This window comes from Cellulomonas sp. NPDC055163 (assembly GCF_053607065.1).
The window spans coordinates 289,508-305,838 of record NZ_JBSGSU010000002.1; the positions used below are offsets into that span (position 1 = coordinate 289,508).

Annotated in this window: 11 protein-coding genes; 4 read left to right on the forward strand and 7 right to left on the reverse strand. The window is 74.3% G+C overall.

The annotated features are described in order from the left end of the window. Positions 1–56: 56 nt before the first annotated feature. Positions 57–1,109, reverse strand: coding sequence for an SURF1 family protein (locus ACWFNE_RS05005; RefSeq protein ID WP_452121365.1), 1,053 nt, complete (start codon positions 1,107–1,109; stop codon positions 57–59). Positions 1,110–1,489: 380 nt separating this feature from the next. Between ACWFNE_RS05005 and ACWFNE_RS05010 the strand changes: the two genes are divergently transcribed. The 3 genes from ACWFNE_RS05010 (at position 1,490) to ACWFNE_RS05020 (ending at position 7,357) form a co-directional block, all read left to right on the forward strand. Continuing rightward, entirely contained in the window at positions 1,490–3,979 is a 2,490-nt protein-coding gene (locus tag ACWFNE_RS05010; protein ID WP_452121366.1) for a phosphoketolase family protein, read from the forward strand. Positions 3,980–4,070: 91 nt separating this feature from the next. Next, on the forward strand, positions 4,071–6,164 hold the full coding sequence (pta, locus tag ACWFNE_RS05015; RefSeq protein WP_452121367.1) for a phosphate acetyltransferase: 2,094 nt from the start codon (positions 4,071–4,073) through the stop codon (positions 6,162–6,164). Continuing rightward, a complete protein-coding gene (locus ACWFNE_RS05020; RefSeq protein WP_452121368.1) occupies positions 6,161–7,357 on the forward strand; it encodes an acetate/propionate family kinase in 1,197 nt (398 codons plus the stop codon). Before pta ends, ACWFNE_RS05020 begins: the two co-directional genes overlap by 4 nt. A 128-nt stretch (positions 7,358–7,485) precedes the next feature. On the opposite strand, the gene ACWFNE_RS05025 is transcribed toward ACWFNE_RS05020, so the two are convergent. The 3 genes from ACWFNE_RS05025 to ACWFNE_RS05035 form a co-directional block, all read right to left on the reverse strand. Then, the gene (locus tag ACWFNE_RS05025) at positions 7,486–8,658 is read right to left on the reverse strand and encodes an alpha/beta hydrolase fold domain-containing protein (protein WP_452121369.1); all 1,173 of its coding nucleotides are present in this window, start codon (positions 8,656–8,658) and stop codon (positions 7,486–7,488) included. Continuing rightward, entirely contained in the window at positions 8,655–10,286 is a 1,632-nt protein-coding gene (locus ACWFNE_RS05030) for a succinic semialdehyde dehydrogenase (RefSeq protein ID WP_452121370.1), read from the reverse strand. The genes ACWFNE_RS05025 and ACWFNE_RS05030 overlap by 4 nt, the downstream gene beginning before the upstream one ends. A 107-nt stretch (positions 10,287–10,393) precedes the next feature. Then, the gene (locus ACWFNE_RS05035) at positions 10,394–11,518 is read right to left on the reverse strand and encodes a GuaB3 family IMP dehydrogenase-related protein (RefSeq protein WP_452121371.1); all 1,125 of its coding nucleotides are present in this window, start codon (positions 11,516–11,518) and stop codon (positions 10,394–10,396) included. A gap of 221 nt (positions 11,519–11,739) precedes the next feature. Between ACWFNE_RS05035 and ACWFNE_RS05040 the strand changes: the two genes are divergently transcribed. Continuing rightward, positions 11,740–12,483, forward strand: coding sequence for an exonuclease domain-containing protein (locus ACWFNE_RS05040; protein WP_452121372.1), 744 nt, complete (start codon positions 11,740–11,742; stop codon positions 12,481–12,483). 147 nt (positions 12,484–12,630) lie between these two features. Here ACWFNE_RS05040 and guaB read toward each other — a convergent pair whose 3' ends face one another. From guaB to ACWFNE_RS05055, 3 genes are all read right to left on the reverse strand, one after another. Further along, entirely contained in the window at positions 12,631–14,160 is a 1,530-nt protein-coding gene (gene guaB, locus ACWFNE_RS05045) for an IMP dehydrogenase (RefSeq protein ID WP_452121373.1), read from the reverse strand. A 185-nt stretch (positions 14,161–14,345) separates the two neighbouring features. Next, complete coding sequence (locus tag ACWFNE_RS05050; protein WP_412867551.1) at positions 14,346–15,008, reverse strand: response regulator transcription factor; 663 nt, start codon at positions 15,006–15,008, stop codon at positions 14,346–14,348. 129 nt (positions 15,009–15,137) lie between these two features. Further along, positions 15,138–16,118 carry a MerR family transcriptional regulator gene (locus ACWFNE_RS05055; RefSeq protein WP_452121374.1) on the reverse strand — a complete coding sequence of 327 codons (981 nt, stop codon included), beginning with the start codon at positions 16,116–16,118 and terminating at the stop codon, positions 15,138–15,140. Between the last annotated feature and the right edge of the window lie 213 nt (positions 16,119–16,331).

Consider the following 16,331-nt stretch of genomic DNA (forward strand, 5'->3'; position numbering starts at 1 on the left):
CACTGTAGAAAGCGCTTTCCGGACGCGGGTGACGCTAGGGCACCTCCCCGAGCACGTCAAGGCGCCGTGGGAGCCCCCTCCGGCATCCCCGGGACGCCGCCCCGCGCCTCGTCGCGCACCATCCGGATCCACAGCACGAGCGCGAAGCCGCCGAAGATCCACCACTGCGCCGCGTACGCGAGGTTCTGGACGTTGAGGCCCGAACCCGAGCGCGTCGGCGGCGGCAGCTGCGCGAGCCCGTCGCCCTGAGCGGGGTCGGACCCGGTCAGCACCAGGTAGCCGCTCCAGATCGGACCGCCCCACGCGTTGACCAGCGCGCCCGAGCTGATCGCGTCGGTGCGTCCGGGCGCCGAGCCGCCGTCGCCCGCACCCTCCGACGACTGCAGGTAGCCCGAGACCGTGACCTCGCCGTCGGGGACCGCGAGCGCGGCGGCGTCGTCCGGCTCCGCGACCCACCCGCGCACGACGGGGAGCACCGGGTCGCCCGAGCCGGCGCCCGCCTGACCCGAGCCCCCCGACCCCGACCCCGCCTCCGCCGACCCGGCGTCCCCCGACCCCGCCCGGCTCGACGCCGCGCCGCCCGGGTCCGCGTCGTGCACCCGCAGCGGGGTGAGCACGAGGTAGCCGGTGCGTCCGTCGAGCGCACGACCCTCGACGAGCAGCTGACCCGCGGGCTCGTACACGCCGCTCGCCGTGACGTGCCGCCCGACGAGCTCGCCGCGGAACGTCGTCTGCGGCGCCAGCACCGTCCCGATCCCGACGGGCTCGGCTGCGGCCTGCTCGGCACGCCGCTCGGCCGCCTCGGAGGCCCCGCGGATCTCGGCGCGGTCGAGCTGCCACACACCGAGGCGCGCGCAGACCGCGGCGGCGGCGAGCAGCACGAGGAGCAGGACGAGCATCCGCGGACGCAGCGCCGCACGGACGAACGTCGTCGGTGGGGCCCCGGCACCGGGCTCGTCCGCACCGACGCCCGCGTCGCGCGCGTCACCGTCCCGCCCGGGAGCAGCCCCGGCACCGACCGCAGTCGCCGCACCCGGCTCGGCGGCGTGACCGACGTCACGCCCCGCGCGCGCAGCGTCGAGGCGGTCCGGGCCGGCGGGTTCGAGCACGCCTGCACGGTACCTCGCGCAGCCGTCAGGAACTCCGACCGGCGGCCCGCACGGGCGGACCTACGAGGTGCCCGCCGCACGCCCACGACCGCGTTGACCAGGGCAGACGCCCGCGCGTGGCCGCAGCGGGCCGACCCGGGGCCGAGGGGCACGACCGTGCGGCGCGGACCCCGATGAGGTTGTATGGGCGAGGACCGACGACGCGGCGCGCGTGGGCGCACCGCACCGTCGGGCGTCGTGCCTGGGTCGGACGTCCCGGCTCGGCGTCCTGGTCCGCGCAAGGCTGGGACCGGCACCACTCGCGCCGCGCGTGCGTGGTGCCGGGGGCACGCAGGAACGAACGACGAGCAAGCACCCAGCACCCACGGGGAGACGAGCAGATGAGCACGACGACCTCGCAGCACACCTCCTGGCGGACCGGCACCGGCGCCCCCGTCTCCGACGAGACGCTCCGTCGCATCGACGCGTGGTGGCGCGCCGCCAACTACCTCTCGGTCGGGCAGATCTACCTGCTCGCCAACCCGCTGCTGCGTGAGCCGCTGACCCGCGACCACGTCAAGCCGCGCCTGCTGGGCCACTGGGGCACGACCCCGGGCCTCAACTTCCTGTACGCGCACCTGAACCGGGTCATCGCGGAGCGCGAGCAGTCGACGATCTACATCACGGGACCCGGCCACGGCGGCCCCGGGCTGGTGGCGAACTCCTACCTCGAGGGCACGTACTCGGAGGTGTACTCCGACATCACGCAGGACGAGGAGGGCGTGCGCCGGCTGTTCCGGCAGTTCTCCTTCCCGGGCGGCATCCCGAGCCACGTCGCCCCCGAGACGCCGGGGTCGATCCACGAGGGCGGGGAGCTCGGCTACGCGCTGTCCCACGCGTACGGCGCGGCGTTCGACAACCCGGACCTGCTGGTCGCGACGGTCATCGGCGACGGCGAGGCCGAGACCGGCCCGCTCGCGACGAGCTGGCACTCGAACAAGTTCGTCGACCCCCGGACGGACGGCGTCGTGCTGCCGATCCTGCACCTCAACGGGTACAAGATCGCGAACCCGACGGTCCTCGCGCGCATCCCCGAGGAGGAGCTCCTCGACCTCATGCGGGGCTACGGCCACAAGCCGTACGTGTTCACGGGCGGGTTCGACCAGGAGGACCACGCCGCGGTGCACGCCCGGTTCGCGGCGCTGCTCGACGAGGTGCTCGACGAGATCGCCGCGATCAAGGCCCGCGCGGCGGACGGCGACGAGACCCGGCCGCAGTGGCCGATGATCGTGTTCCGCACCCCGAAGGGCTGGACGTGCCCGCCGGTCATCGACGGCAAGCAGGTCGAGGACTCGTGGCGCTCGCACCAGGTCCCGCTCGCGAGCGCGCGCGACACCGAGGAGCACCTCCAGGTGCTCGACGGCTGGCTGCGCTCGTACCGCGCGGAGGAGCTGTTCGACGACGGCGGGCGCCTCGTCGAGGACGTCGCCTCGCTGTCCCCCGGGGGCACCCTGCGCATGAGCGACAACCCGCACACCAACGGCGGCCTGCTGCTCAAGGACCTGCGGCTGCCCGACTTCCGGGACTTCGCGGTCGACGTGCCCGTGCCGGGCGGCTCGATCAGCGAGGCGACGCGCGTGCTGGGCCAGTGGCTCACCGAGGTCATCCGCCTCAACCCCGACAACTTCCGGATCTTCGGGCCCGACGAGACGGCGTCCAACCGCCTGCAGGCCGTGTTCGACGTGACGGACAAGGTCTGGAACGCGGAGTACGTCAGCGACAAGGTCGACGACCACCTCGGCCGCGTCGGGCGGGTCGTCGAGATGCTGTCCGAGCACCAGTGCCAGGGCTGGCTCGAGGGGTACCTGCTGACCGGGCGCCACGGCCTGTTCAACTGCTACGAGGCGTTCATCCACATCATCGACTCGATGTTCAACCAGCACGCGAAGTGGCTCAAGGTCACCGACGACATCCCGTGGCGCCGGCCCATCGCGAGCCTGAACTACCTGCTGTCGAGCCACGTGTGGCGCCAGGACCACAACGGGTTCAGCCACCAGGACCCGGGCTTCATCGACCACGTGGTCAACAAGAAGTCCGAGATCGTCCGCGTCTACCTGCCGCCGGACGCGAACACGCTGCTCTCGACGTACGACCACTGCCTGCGCAGCCGGCAGTACGTCAACGTCGTCGTCTCCGGCAAGCAGCCGGCGCCGAACTTCCTGACGATGGACCAGGCCGTCGCGCACTGCACGCGCGGCCTCGGGATCTGGGACTGGGCCGGCACCGAGCGGCCCGGCGAGGACCCGGACGTCGTGCTGGGCTGCGCGGGCGACGTGCCGACGCTCGAGGTCCTGGCGGCGGCGGACATCCTGCGCCAGGAGCTCCCGGACCTCAAGGTGCGCGTGGTCAACGTCGTCGACCTCATGCGTCTGCAGGACGAGCGTGAGCACCCGCACGGGCTCTCGGACCGCGACTTCGACACGCTGTTCACGACCGACAAGCCGGTCGTGTTCGCGTACCACGGCTACCCGTGGCTCATCCACCGCCTCACCTACCGCCGCAAGGGCCACTCCAACATCCACGTGCGCGGGTACAAGGAGGAGGGCACGACGACGACGCCGTTCGACATGGTCATGCTCAACGACCTCGACCGCTTCCACCTGGTCATGGACGTCATCGACCACACCCCGGGGCTGCGCTCGAAGGCAGCGAGCCTGCGCCAGCGCATGGACGACCGGCGCATCGAGGCCCGCGAGTACACGCGCCGGCACGGGGAGGACATCCCCGAGGTGCGCGACTGGGTCTGGCCCGACGCGGGCGAGACCGGCCGGGACGAGAGCGGCACGCAGTACGACCGCGCGACCGCCGCGACCGGCGGCGACAACGAGTGACGCACCGGGGCGTCGGGACCACCGTCCCGGCGCCCCGTCCGCGTCCCCCGTCCCCGGCACCCCGGGGACCAGCACAGAGAGAAGCCGTCCCGTGGCCCGCAGCATCTACCTGACCTCCTCCGAGGGCGAGACCGGCAAGTCGACCGTCGCGCTCGGGCTCGTCGACCTCCTCACGCGCACCGTGCAGCGGGTCGGGGTGTTCCGGCCCGTGGCCCGCTCGACGGACACGCGCGACTACGTCCTCGAGCTGCTGCTCGCGCACGACGGCGTCGACCTCGCGTACGACGACTGCGTCGGGGTGACCTACGAGCAGGTGCACGCGGACCCCGAGGCGGCGCTCGCCGAGATCGTCCAGCGCTACCACGCGGTCGAGCGCCAGTGCGACGCCGTCGTGATCGTGGGCACCGACTACACCGACGTCGCCGGCCCGACCGAGCTCGCGTACAACGCGCGGATCGCCGCGAACCTCGGCGCTCCCGTCCTGCTCGTCGTCAGCGGCTACGGCCGCACCCCCGACGCGGTGCGCCAGGCCGCCGAGGTCTCGCTGTCCGAGCTCGAGGCGAACCACGCGCACGCGATCGCGGTCGTCGCGAACCGCTGCGACCCCGGCGCGCTCGACACGGTGCGGGCGGCCCTCGGCTCGCAGGTCCCCGCGTGGGCGCTGCCCGAGGAGCCGTTCCTCTCGGCGCCGACCGTCCGCCAGCTCATGGAGTCCGTGGGCGGCCACCTCACGGTCGGCGACGAGGAGCTGCTGTCCCGTGAGGTCGTCGACGTGCTCGTCGGCGCGATGTCGATCGAGCACCTGCTCGACCGGCTGCACGACGGCGTCGTCGTCATCACCCCGGGCGACCGCTCCGACATCCTGCTCGGCCTGCTCACCGCGCACGCCGCCGACGGCTTCCCGTCGCTGTCCGGGATCATCCTCAACGGCGGCTTCTACCCGCCGCCGACCGTGGCGCGCCTCGTCGAGGGCCTCGGTGCACGCCTGCCGATCATCCGCACGGACCTCGGGACGTTCCGCAGCGCGAGCGCCGCCGCACGCACCCGGGGCCGGCTGAGCGGCGACTCGCAGCGCAAGGTCGACCTCGCGCTCGCGCTGTTCGAGAAGCACGTCGACGGGCCCGCGCTGCTCGCGGCGCTCGAGGTGCCGCGCGTCGAGGTCGTCACGCCGCTCATGTTCGAGTACGAGCTGCTCGACCGGGCGCGCTCCTCGCGCCAGAAGATCGTGCTCCCCGAGGGCAACGACGACCGCATCCTGCGCGCCGCGTCGACGCTGCTCCAGCGCGGCGTCGCCGAGATCACGCTGCTCGGCGACGAGACCGCGATCCGGGCCCGCGGCGTCGAGCTCGGGCTGCGGCTCGGCGACGCGCACGTCGTGGACCCCGCGTCGGGCGAGCTCTTCGAGCGCTTCGCCGCCGAGTACACCGAGCTGCGCCGGCACAAGGGCATGACGCTCGACCGGGCCCGCGAGATCGTCGCGGACGTGTCGTACTTCGGCACGATGATGGTCCAGCTCGGGCTCGCGGACGGCATGGTCTCGGGCGCGCTGCACACCACGGCGCACACGATCAAGCCGTCGTTCGAGATCATCAAGACCGTCCCGGGCGTCTCGATCGTCTCGTCGGTGTTCCTCATGTGCCTCGAGGACCGGGTGCTCGTGTACGGCGACTGCGCGGTCAACCCGGACCCGACGGCCGAGCAGCTCGCCGACATCGCGATCTCCTCGGCGGCGACCGCGAGCCAGTTCGGCATCGAGCCGCGCGTCGCGATGCTCTCGTACTCGACGGGCGCGTCGGGCTCGGGCGCGGACGTCGACAAGGTCCGCCGCGCCACCGAGCTCGTGCGCGAGCGCCGCCCGGACCTCAGCGTCGAGGGCCCCATCCAGTACGACGCAGCGGTCGACGCCTCGGTCGCGCAGACCAAGATGCCCGACTCCGCGGTCGCGGGCCGGGCCACGGTGTTCGTCTTCCCCGACCTGAACACCGGCAACAACACCTACAAGGCGGTCCAGCGCTCCGCGGGCGCCGTCGCCGTCGGCCCCGTGCTGCAGGGCCTGCGCAAGCCGGTCAACGACCTCTCGCGCGGGGCCCTGGTGCAGGACATCGTCAACACCGTCGCGATCACCGCGATCCAGGCGCAGGCGCTCGACGCCCTCCGCGCGAACGACCCGGAAGGCCCCCAGTGAGCACCCACGTCCTCGTCATCAACTCCGGCTCGTCCTCGATCAAGTACCAGCTGATCGACGTTGACACGCACGACGCCCTGGCCACGGGGCTCGTCGAGCGGATCGGGCAGCCGACCGGGAAGCTCAAGCACACCGGCCCCGCGGGCACGACCGAGCTCGAGCAGCCCGTGCCGGACCACGAGGCCGGCATGGCGATGGTCCTCGGGCTGTTCGAGGAGCACGGCCCGCGGCTCGTCGAGTCGGAGCTCACGGCCGTCGGCCACCGCATCGTGCAGGGCGGCAGCATCTTCGCCGGGCCCGCGGTCATCGACGACGCGGTCCTCCAGCAGATCGACGACCTCTCGTCGCTCGCGCCGCTGCACAACCCCGCGAACGTCTCGGGCGTGAAGGCCGCGCGGCACGCGTTCCCGTCGACCCCGCACGTCGCGGTCTTCGACACCGCGTTCCACAGCACGCTCGAACCCGCCGCGTACGAGTACGCGATCGACCGCGAGGTGGCCCGCCGGTACGCGATCCGCCGCTACGGCGCGCACGGCACCTCGCACCTGTACGTCTCGCGCCGGACGGCCGCGTTCCTCGGCAAGGACCCGGCCGACCTGAACGTCATCGTGCTGCACCTCGGCAACGGCGCGTCGGCGACCGCGGTCCGCGGCGGGCGGTCGGTCGAGACGTCGATGGGCCTGACGCCGCTCGAGGGCCTCGTCATGGGCACGCGCTCGGGCGACATCGACCCCGCGGTGCTGTTCCACCTCGCGCGCGTCGCCGGGATGTCGATCGACGAGCTCGACGACCTGCTCAACCGCCGCTCCGGGATGCTCGGGCTCGCCGGGCACACCGACATGCGCGACGTGCACGCGGCCGTCGACGCGGGCGACGAGAACGCCCGCACCGCGCTCGACGTGTACTACCACCGGATCAAGGGCTACGTCGGCAGCTACTACGCGCACCTCGGCCGGGTCGACGCGGTCGTGTTCACCGCGGGGATCGGCGAGAACGACCGTCACGTCCGGGCCGGCGCGCTCGCGGGCCTCGAGCGCCTCGGCATCGAGGTCGACCCCGAGCGCAACGCGGGCCGGATCACCGGGGAGACCGTCATCTCGCCCGAGGGGGCCGAGGTCGCCGTCCTCGTCATCCCGACGAACGAGGAGCTCGAGATCGCCCGCCAGGCGGTCGAGACGATCTCGGCGGGCTGACGTCCGCACCAGGCTGCACGGGCGGGCGTGCATGCCCATGGTCGCGTCCGGACATCCTCCGGTCGCGGCAGTCCGCGTGCGCGCCCCACGCGTGGGCGTGCGCCGGGCCGAGGAACCGGCTCGGCTCGTCAGTCCTCGTCGTCCGCCGGCTGCTCGAACGCCGGCACGTGGCGCGGGGTGCGCGCGGCCACCTCGGGTCGCAGCCGGTCGGCGAGGAACGCCACGACACGCTCCAGGACCGGCACGGGGTCGACCCCGACGAGGCAGTGGTCGGCGCCCGGGACGACGTCGAGCGTCACGTCGGGTGCGCCGGCGGCGACGAGGTCGTCGCGCAGGCGCCGGCTCAGCGCGGGCGGGACGGTGCGGTCGGCGTCGCCGGTCACGAGCAGGACCGGGGGCTGCGGCGCGCCCCACGAACCGGCGAACAGGTGCAGCGACGCGCGCTGGCTCGTCTCGTCGTCCGCGAGGTCGGCCGGGCGCCCGCCGAGCAGGCGCGCCTCCGGGGTGTCGGCCTCCTGCTCCGGGGTGAGCCCTTTGCTCGCGACCTGCGCGACGAGGTCCGTCGGCGTGTACAGCAGGACGAGCGCCTGGACCCGGCCCCCGATGCTGCCGTACCCCGCGAGCGCTGCGGCCCCGGCGAGGTGTCCGCCGGCGCTCTCGCCCGCGAGCGCGAACCGGTCCGCGTCGAGCCCCAGGGGCACGGCGTGCAGGCGCAGGTGGCGGACCGCGGCCGACACGTCGTCGAGAGGCCCGGGGAACCGCGCCTCACCCGAGAGCCGGTAGTCCACCGTCGAGACCGCCAGTCCCGCGCCCACGAGCGCCGCGAACAGCCACCGCTCGGGCCACCCCTCGGGGGTCGAGCGCCGGTGCCCCTCCTCCCACCCGCCGCCGTGCACCCACACGACGCACGGCCAGCCGGTCGGTGGCACGTCGCCGGCCGGCACGTGTAGGTCGAGCAGCAGCGGGCGGACGCCGCGGATCAGCGAGTACGCGACGTCCAGCCGGCTCCGGGCACCCGGCACGACCCCCGCGACGTGCGGGGGCAGCAGGTTCCGCCCGAACGTCGGCACCGCGTACCCGGACAGGTCGACCGGCCCGCGCGCGTCCGCCGCGGCGGTCGCCTGCCACCCCGCCTGGACGCTGCCCGCAGGAGCCGCACCGCCGCCCGCCGCACCGCCCTCCGCGACAGCGCCGTCCGCCGAACCACCCGTCACGCCCGCCACACCGCCCGTCGCAGCCGCCGCACCGCCGCCCGCCGCACCGCCCTCCGCCGCGCCGCCGTCCGCCGAACCACCCGTCACGGCCGGCGCAGCGCCTTCATGACCCGCAGCGCGCCGGTCAGCATCGCCGTCCACTGCTCGGCGTCGAGCTCGTAGACCCGCCGGAGGCCCACGCCCGGCAGCCCGGCGAACCCGTGCACGCCGCGCTGCACGGCGACGGTCTGGGGCGCGGTCGTCGCCCACAGGCCCTCGGGTCCGTGCCGGTGCCCCATGCCGGACTGCCCCCGCCCGCCCTGCGGCGCACCGAGCGAGGACCACGCCGCGGCGTACCCCTCGTTGACGTTGACCGTGCCCGCGCGCACCCGGGCGGCGAGCGCGGCCCCGCGCCGGCCGCTGCGCGTCCACACGCTCGCGTTGAGGCCGAGCTCGCTGTCGTTCATCGCGGCGACGGCCTCGTCGTCGGAGGCGACGCGGTACACGGACACGACCGGCCCGAACGTCTCCTCGCGGTGCACCCGGGCGTCCTCGGTGACCCCGTCGAGGATCGTGGGCTCGTAGAAGAACGGCCCGAGGTCGGTGCGGTGCACGCCGCCCGCGAGCACGCGCGCGCCGTGGGTCAGGGCGTCCTCGACGTGCTCGACGACGGTCGCGAGCTGAGCGGCCGACGTGAGCGACCCGACGTCGGCCACGTAGTCGAGCCCGGCGCCGAGCGACAGCGCGCGCGTGCGGCGGACGAACGCCGCGAGGTACTCGTCGGCGACCGCCTCGTGCACGTAGAGGCGCTCGATGGACACGCACAGCTGGCCCGTGCTCGCGAAGCACGCCCGCACCGCACCTTCCGCGGCCGTCTCGACGTCGACGTCGTCCGCGACGTACATCGGGTTCTTGCCGCCGAGCTCGAGCGTCGCGGGAATCAGCCGTTCCGCGGCCTGACGGGCGACGACCCGGCCGGTCGCGGTCGACCCCGTGAAGCTGACCTGGTCGACGTGCTCGACGACCGCAGCGCCGACGGACGGCCCGTCGCCGACCACGACCTGCAGCACCCCGGGCGGCAGGCCCGCGGCCTCGAGCTGCTCGGCGGCCCACAGCGCCGTGAGCGCCGTCTGCGGGTCGGGGCGCAGCACCACGGCGTTGCCCGCGACGAGCGCCGGCAGAACGTCGCTGAGAGCGAGGGTCAGCGGGAAGTTCCAGGGCGCGATGACGCCGACGACCCCGAGCGGGTGGCGCAGCACGCGCGCGCCCGTGAGCCCGGGAAGGATGCCGCCGCTGCGCCGGGCCGCGAGGTAGGCGCGGGCCTTGACGGCGTAGTGCCGCGCGACGAGCGCGACGTCGACGACCTCCTCGTACGCGCTGGCCCGGGACTTGCCGTTCTCGAGCTGGACCAGGTCGAGGACGTCGCTCTGGTTCGCGAGGACGAGGTCGTGCAGGCGCAGGAGCACCTCGGCGCGACGGCGCAGCGGGAGCGCGGCCCACGTGTGCTGCGCGCGGCGCGCGGACCGGACGGCGCGCGCGACGTCGTCGGGCGTCGAGAGCGGTACGGCCGCGATCGGGCCACCCGTGAACGGTGCGTACGTCGTGCGCGTCTCGTGGCCCGGCGACGTCACGACGCGCGCGAGGAGCGTGCGGACGTCGTCGGGCTCGAGCACGTACGTCGCGAGCGGGTCGGTCTCCGGGTCGATCAGCTGGACGTGCTCGTCGTCGTGCGCCATCCGGCCAGCGTAACCGGGCATCCCGGGCACCGGCAGGCACCGGCACGGACCGGCAGCGACCCGCCGCGCTCGCCCCGCGCCCGGCCGCGCGGGCGCCCCGACGTGCGTCAGTGCGGCTGGTACGGCGAGACGACGACCTCGACGCGCTGGAGCTCCTTGAGGTCCGAGTAGCCCGTCGTCGCCATCGAGCGCCGCAGCGCCCCGATGAGGTTGAGCGTGCCGTCCGCGGTGTGGCCGGGGCCGAAGAGCACCTGCTCGAGCGTGCCCGACGAGCCGACGCGGACGCGCTCACCGCGCGGGAGCTCCGGGTGGTGCGCCTCGGGCCCCCAGTGCCAGCCCTGGCCTGGCGCCTCGGTCGCGCGCGCGAGCGCCGCACCGAGCATCACCGCGTCCGCGCCGCACGCGATGGCCTTGACGATGTCGCCCGAGCGCCCGACGCCCCCGTCGGCCATGACGTGCACGTAGCGCCCGCCCGACTCGTCGAGGTAGTCGCGCCGCGCCGCCGCGACGTCCGCGACCGCGGTCGCCATCGGGGCGTGGATGCCGAGCGACGTGCGCGTGGTGTGCGCGGCGCCGCCGCCGAAGCCCACGAGCACCCCCGCCGCGCCGGTCCGCATGAGGTGCAGCGCCGCCGTGTACGTCGAGGCGCCGCCGACGATGACCGGTACGTCGAGCTCGTAGATGAAGCGCTTGAGGTTGAGCGGCTCCGCGCGGCCCGAGACGTGCTCGGCCGAGACCGTGGTCCCGCGGATGACGAACAGGTCGACGCCGGCGTCGACGACGACCTTGGAGAACTCGCGCGTGCGCTGCGGCGACAGCGCACCCGCGACCGTCACGCCCGCGGCGCGGATCTCCTTGAGGCGCAGCGCGATGAGGTCGGCGTCGATCGGCGCGGCGTAGATCTCCTGCATGCGGGCCGTCGCGTCCGCGCTGTCGAGCTCGGCGATCTCCGCGAGGAGCGGCTCCGGCGACTCGTAGCGCGTCCAGATGCCCTCGAGGTCGAGCACCCCGAGCCCGCCGGCCCGGCCGAGCGCGACCGCCGTCGCGGGGCTCATGACCGAGTCCATCGGCGCGGCGACCACCGGGAGCTCGAACTGGTAGGCGTCGATCTGCCAGCTGACCGAGACCTCCTCGGGGTCGCGCGTGCGCCGCGAGGGCACCACCGCGATGTCGTCGAAGGAGTACGCGCGGCGTCCCCGCTTGCCGCGGCCGATCTCGATCTCGTTGCTCACCGGTCCAGGTTACCGGCGTGCCGTCCCGCTCCGTGTCGGTGCCCGCTGGCACTGTGGGCGCGAGCCGCGGCGCAGGTGGCCGTGGGCCGGGCGCAGGTGGGCGCAGGTGGGCGCGGGTGGACGCGGGTGGACGCGGCTCACGGTGCGGGTGGCCCGCCACGGCGCGGACCGCGCGGCCGGCCGCGGGGGCAGGACGAGCAGGGCGAGCGAGGAGCACGACGATGAGCTGGACGCAGGGCCCGCTGGTGGGCTTCGACACCGAGACGACCGGCGTCGACGTCGAGCACGACCGCATCGTCACCGCCGCGCTCGTGCGCCGCGACGCGCACGGGACCCACGTGCGGACCTGGCTGATCGACCCGGGCGTCGAGATCCCCGCCGAGGCGGCCGCGATCCACGGCATCTCGACCGAGCACGCCCGCACGCACGGCGCGGCACCGGCGGGTGCGCTCGAGGAGATCGCGACCGAGCTCGCCGCCGCGCTGCGCGAGGGCACGCCCGTCGTCGCCTACAACGCGTCGTTCGACCTGTGCCTGCTCGACGCCGAGCTGCACCGCCACGGCCTGCGCCCGGTCTCCGCGCGCCTGGGTCGCGCCGTCGGGCCCGTGATCGACCCGCTCGTGCTGGACCGTCACGAGGACCGCTACCGGCCCGGGCGGCGCAAGCTCGTCGACCTGTGCGGGCACTACGAGGTCGTCGACCCGGGCGCCCTGCACACCGCCGACGTCGACGTCGTCGCGACGCTCGACGTGCTCGACCGGCTCGTCGGCCGGTTCCCGCACCTGCGCACGCTCGACCTCGAGACGCTGCACGAGTACCAGGTGACCGCGCACCGGGCGTGGGCCGAGAGCTTCAACGCGTGGCGCGCGGGCCGCGGGCTCGAGGGCCCGGGCGCGGAGACGACGTGGCCGACGCGCACCCCGGCCGTGCAGGCACCCGTGGGCGTGCCGGCGCCCGTGGGCTGAGCGGCGGCGTTCGGCCGCGCAGCCCGGGACGCGTCCGGCGCACGACCCGGTGCGCTTCCGGACGCCCCGCAGGACGCGGGCACTCAGCGGGCCCCGAGCACGACGACGCCGGGCCGCCCGCGTGGGGCGACCCGGCGTCGGCAGGCGTCAGCGCGAGGCGTAGTTCGGCGCCTCGGAGATCATCTGCACGTCGTGCGGGTGCGACTCCTTGAGCCCCGCCGACGTGATGCGCACGAACTTGCCGCGCTCCTGGAGCTCGGGGACGGTCCGCGCGCCGACGTAGAACATCGACTGGTGCAGGCCGCCGACGAGCTGGTGCGAGACCGCCCCGAGCGGGCCGCGGTACGGGACCTGGCCCTCGATGCCCTCGGTGATGATCTCGTCGTCGGCGAGGTCGCCCTGGAAGTAGCGGTCCTTGGAGTACGAGCGGCGGTCGCCGCGCGACTGCATCGCACCGAGCGACGCCATGCCGCGGTAGCGCTTGAACTGCTTGCCGTTGACGAACACGAGGTCGCCCGGGGACTCGTCGCACCCGGCGAGCAGCCCGCCGAGCATGACCGAGTCCGCACCGGCGACGAGCGCCTTGGCGATGTCGCCCGAGTACTGCAGGCCGCCGTCGCCGATCACGGGCACCCCGGCGGGCTTCGCGGCGAGCGACGCCGCGTAGATCGCGCTGACCTGCGGCACACCGACACCGGCGACCACGCGCGTCGTACAGATCGAGCCCGGCCCGACGCCGACCTTGACCGCGTCGACGCCCGCGTCGACGAGCGCCTGGGCGCCCTCACGCGTCGCGATGTTGCCGCCGATGACCTGGACACCGCGCGTCGCGGGGTCGGACTTGATCCTGCGGACCATGTCGAGCATGAGGCGCGCGTGCCCGTTGGCGGTGTCGACGACGAGCACGTCGACCCCCGCCTCGACGAGCGTCGTGACGCGGTCCCACGCGTCGCCGAAGAACCCGACCGCGGCACCGACGACGAGCCGGCTCTCGCTGTCCTTCGTGGCGAGCGGGTACTGCTCGGACTTCACGAAGTCCTTGACGGTGATGAGCCCGCGCAGGACGCCCGCGGCGTCGACCAGCGGGAGCTTCTCGATCTTGTGCTTCGCGAGCAGGGCCGCGGCGTCGTCGCGCTCGATCCCCACGGGCGCCGTGATGAGCGGCATCGGGGTCATGACCTCGCGGACGGTGCGCGTCTCGTACTCCGAGGACGGCACGAAGCGCAGGTCGCGGTTGGTGATGATGCCGAGCAGGCGCTGCCCGTCGTCGACGACCGGCAGGCCCGAGACCCGGTACTTGCCGCACAGCGCGTCGAGCTCGGCGAGCGACGCGTCCGGCGCGACCGTGACCGGGTCGGTGACCATCCCGGACTCGGAGCGCTTGACGAGCTCGACCTGGTGCGCCTGGTCGTGGATCGAGAGGTTGCGGTGCAGGATCCCTATGCCGCCCTGGCGGGCCATCGCGATCGCCATGCGCGACTCGGTGACGGTGTCCATCGCCGCCGACAGCAGCGGGATCGCGATCGAGATCTCGCGCGTGAGGCGGGTCGTGGTGTCGACCTCGCTCGGGATGACGTCCGTCTCCCCGGGGAGGAGGAGCACGTCGTCGTAGGTGAGGCCGATGTAGCCGAACGGGTCGGCCGGCGCAACGGATCCGGGGGTGCCAGCGTCGCTCATCCGGCGATGATACGCCGCAGGGTCCGGCCGTCCGCGGTGCCGCCCGTCACACGGACAGCGCCCGGAACGGGCCCCGACCGAGCGGCGGGACGGGACCGGACCGAGCCGCGGGACGGGTCAGGACCGAGCCCTGGGACGGGTCACGGCCGAGCCGCGGGACGGGTCGCGACCGGCCCTGGGACGCGTCAGCGGATGAGACCCCGGCGCAGACCGATCGCCACGGCCTGCGCGCGGTCGGCCGCACCGAGCTTGCGGAACAGCCGTCGTGCGTGCGTCTTGACGGTGTCCTCGGAGAGGAAGAGCTCGGCGCCGATCTGGGAGTTCGACCGGCCGTTGCTCATGCCGATGAGCACCTCGATCTCGCGCTTGGTGAGCGAGACCGTCTCGGGTGCGTGCGCCTGCGCGGGGACCTCGGTGAGCGCCTCGATGACGCCCGTCGCCGGTTCGGTGCGCGCGCCGACCGGGACGGCGGCGGGCAGGACCGGGGTCGCGAGGACGTGCGCGGCGACCGCGGAGAGCTCCGCGCGGCCGACGTCGGGGGCGAGGTAGCCGCGGGCGCCGATCGCGATGGCCCGGTCGAGGGCGACCTCGTCACCGGGCGTCGCGAGCAGCACGACCGTGGTGGCGCCCGAGACCGAGCGCAGCCGGCGGATCGCCTCGATGGGACCGACGCCACCGAGGTGCGCGTCGAGCAGCACGATGGTCGGCGGCATGCGCCTCGCGAGGGTCACCAGCTCGTCGACCGAGGCCGCGGCCCGGACAGGTGCGAGCGAGGGGACCCCGAGGGCCGTCAGGACGAGGCGCTCGCGCACCGTCGTCGAGCCGTGACAGACCACGACTCCAGCCATCAGATCCCTCCTCCTGGCCGCGGAGCATCCGTCGGCCGTCGACTGTGTATCGACGCAGCGCTCCGCAAGGTTAGTCCACCGAACGGGTGAAAGGACGGGTCCGGGGGCCCAAAGCTGGACAGATGTCCGTCACGAGCTCACGGCCAGGACCTCGTGCAACAGGCCCGGGAGGGAGCGCGACCGGTGCACCGTCCGGTCGAGCGGGACGTGCTCCGCGGCGGCGTCGTCGGGCACGTGCACGAACTGCGGGACGTGCGGGTGCGCCGCCGCGAGCGCCGCGACGACGGCGAGCTCGGGTGCGGTCTGGGTGGTGACGAGCACGACCGCCGCGGGCCGCGTCATGGTGGCGATCTCCACGAGACGGTTCTGCTCGACGCGCCCGGCCACGATGCGCGCGTCGACCGACCGCTCCGCGAACGCGGCGGCGAGCATGTGCAGCACGAGGGGGCGCTCCTCCCCCGGCGGAGCGAGCAGCAGCACGACCCGGCGTCCGGCGACGTGGGCGTTCTGCAGCGGCGCCGTGCGCGCGCGCAGCCCGGCGAGCACCGCGGCGACGACGAGGCCGTCGGCGTCCTCCCCCGCCCGGGCGAGGACGGTGCGCGACGCGATGGCGTGCCGCGCCGGCTCGACGAGCTCGGTCCACCACGCCATGACGCCGCCGGGCTCGGGCGGCGAGAGCAGCCGCCGCACCCCGGCCTCGTCTCCGCGCAGCGCCGCGTCGACGACGAGCGTGGGGCTCGCGGGTGCGGCGGTCTCGCGATGTCCGGCCGGGGCGGCGGGGCGAGGCGCAGCGGGGGCCGTGAGGCCGTCGACGTCGGGGTGCACGTGCGACTCGCGCGCGACGCGGGCGGCCTCGGACGGCGCGACGCCGTCGAGCGTGAGCCCGCGCATGACGAGCAGGCGCGCGACGTCCTCGGCGGTGTAGCGCCGGTGGGAGCCGGCGGAGTGCGCTGAGGGTCCCAGGTCGTAGCGCCGGTCCCAGGTCCGCAGGGTCGCCGGGGCGACCCCGAGCCGCCGGGCGACGGCGGCGACGGTCAGCGCCGGAGCCTCACCCGCGCCGGGCGGCGACGGGTCTGCGGACGCCGAGCCGGACTCGTCCGCGGTTGCCATGAAGCGATTGTGCCCAGGTCCTGACGCGGTCGCCAACGCGTTCCGGGAGCGAGTCGGGCACGTGACCAAGTTGGTCAGGTGCGCCCCGTCCCTGAAGCGTTATCGAACAGGGGGCTTGAACAACTTCTGACGCGGTTGTAGTGTCTCGCTTCAGACGCAGCAGATCAGGGCTTCCCAGCCCGGATCTCTCGTCGACACAACTTCCGCCCGCGG

Bases quoted from the DNA above. Each gene is read 5' to 3' on its own strand.
- ACWFNE_RS05010 (WP_452121366.1), top strand. From the start codon at position 1,490: ATGAGCACGACGACCTCGCAGCACACCTCCTGGCGGACCGGCACCGGC.
- ACWFNE_RS05030 (WP_452121370.1), bottom strand. From the start codon at position 10,286: ATGGCGCACGACGACGAGCACGTCCAGCTGATCGACCCGGAGACCGAC.
- ACWFNE_RS05040 (WP_452121372.1), top strand. From the start codon at position 11,740: ATGAGCTGGACGCAGGGCCCGCTGGTGGGCTTCGACACCGAGACGACC.
- guaB (WP_452121373.1), bottom strand. From the start codon at position 14,160: ATGAGCGACGCTGGCACCCCCGGATCCGTTGCGCCGGCCGACCCGTTC.
- ACWFNE_RS05050 (WP_412867551.1), bottom strand. From the start codon at position 15,008: ATGGCTGGAGTCGTGGTCTGTCACGGCTCGACGACGGTGCGCGAGCGC.
- ACWFNE_RS05055 (WP_452121374.1), bottom strand. From the start codon at position 16,118: ATGGCAACCGCGGACGAGTCCGGCTCGGCGTCCGCAGACCCGTCGCCG.